Below are 1,394 nucleotides of genomic sequence, written 5' to 3'. Positions count from 1 at the left end.
CGCCCGTAGATGTCCTCGACGCGGATGATGTCGTCCTCGCCGGTATAGGAGCCGACCTGGACCTCGATCAGCTCCAGCGGGATCTTGCCGGGGTTGGAGAGCCGGTGCATCGAGCCGATCGGCAGGTAGATCGCCTCGTTCTCGTGGACCAGCGCCACGCGCTCGTCCACCGTCACCTCGGCCGTGCCCTTCACCACCACCCAGTGCTCGGCCCGGTGGTAGTGCTTCTGCAGGGAGAGGCGCCCGCCCGGCACCACCTGGATGCGCTTCACCTGGAAGCGCTCGCCGATATCGATGCGCTGGTACCAGCCCCAGGGCCGGTACATGCGCAGATGCGCGTCCGCCTCCGGATGCGCCTTGGCCCGGAGCTGGCCGACCAGCTCCTTGACCGCCCCCGAGCGCGCCTTCGAGGCCACCAGCACGGCGTCGGGCGTGGTCACCACCACCACGTCCTCCAGGCCGACCACCGTGGTCAGGCCCTCGCCGGCGCTGTGCACGAGGCTGTTCTTGGTGTCGATCAGCTCGACCCGGCCGCGCAGGGCGTTGCCGGCGGCGTCGTGGTCGAGCACCTGCCAGACCGCGTCCCAGGTGCCGACATCCGACCAGGGGAAGGAGACCGGCACCACGCCCGCGCGGCCGGTGCGCTCCATGACCGCGTAGTCGATCGAGATCTTGGGGCAGGTCGCGAAGGCCGCCGCGTCGAGGCGGATGAAGTCGAGGTCGCGCGCGGCCGCCTCCAGCGCCGCCGTCGCGCCGGCGAGCGTGTCGGGGGCGAAGGCCTCGAGCTCCGCCAGCATCACGTCGGCCCGGAACAGGAAGTAGCCGGAATTCCAGAGCGCGCCGTCGCCGATGAGGCGCTCCGCGCCCGCCTGGTTCGGCTTCTCGACGAAGCGCTCGACCGCGTAGCCCGCGGCCGACGGCAGGGCGCTGCCGCGGCGGATATAGCCGTAATCGGTGGCGGCCCGCGTCGGCTCGATGCCGAGCGTCATGATCTGGCCGGCGCGCGCACCCTCGGCCGCCGCCGCGACCGCGGCGCGGAAGGCCTCCGCATCGCCGATGACGTGGTCTGCGGCCATGATCAGCACGATGGCCTGCGGGTCGGTGGCCGCCGCGTGGAGCGCGGCCACGGCCACGGCCGCGGCGGAGTCGCGCCCCTGCGGCTCCAGCAGGATGTCGGCGGAGAGGCCGACCTGGGCGAGCTGCTCGGCGGCGATGAAGCGCGATTCGGCCGCCGCGATCACCGTCGGCCTGGCGAACAGGCCGGGCTCCGCCACGCGCTGGGCCGTCGCCTGGAAGGTGGACTGCACCGGATCGACGAGGCGGGCGAACTGCTTGGGCATGCTCTCGCGCGAGGCCGGCCACAGCCGCGTGCCGGAGCCGCCGCACAGGATCAC

1 protein-coding gene is annotated in these 1,394 nt (G+C 72.7%); it reads right to left on the bottom strand.

The annotated features are described in order from the left end of the window. Positions 1–1,394, bottom strand: a 1,394-nt coding sequence (locus MTDSW087_RS29825) for a mannose-1-phosphate guanylyltransferase/mannose-6-phosphate isomerase (RefSeq protein ID WP_244948409.1), incomplete at both ends; no start/stop codon positions are given.

Origin of the sequence: Methylobacterium dankookense (genome assembly GCF_902141855.1) — a bacterium.
Taxonomy (GTDB): Bacteria; Pseudomonadota; Alphaproteobacteria; order Rhizobiales; family Beijerinckiaceae; genus Methylobacterium; species Methylobacterium dankookense.
The sequence above is the reverse complement of the archived record's forward strand: the minus strand, read 5'-3'. Positions and strand labels throughout refer to the sequence as shown.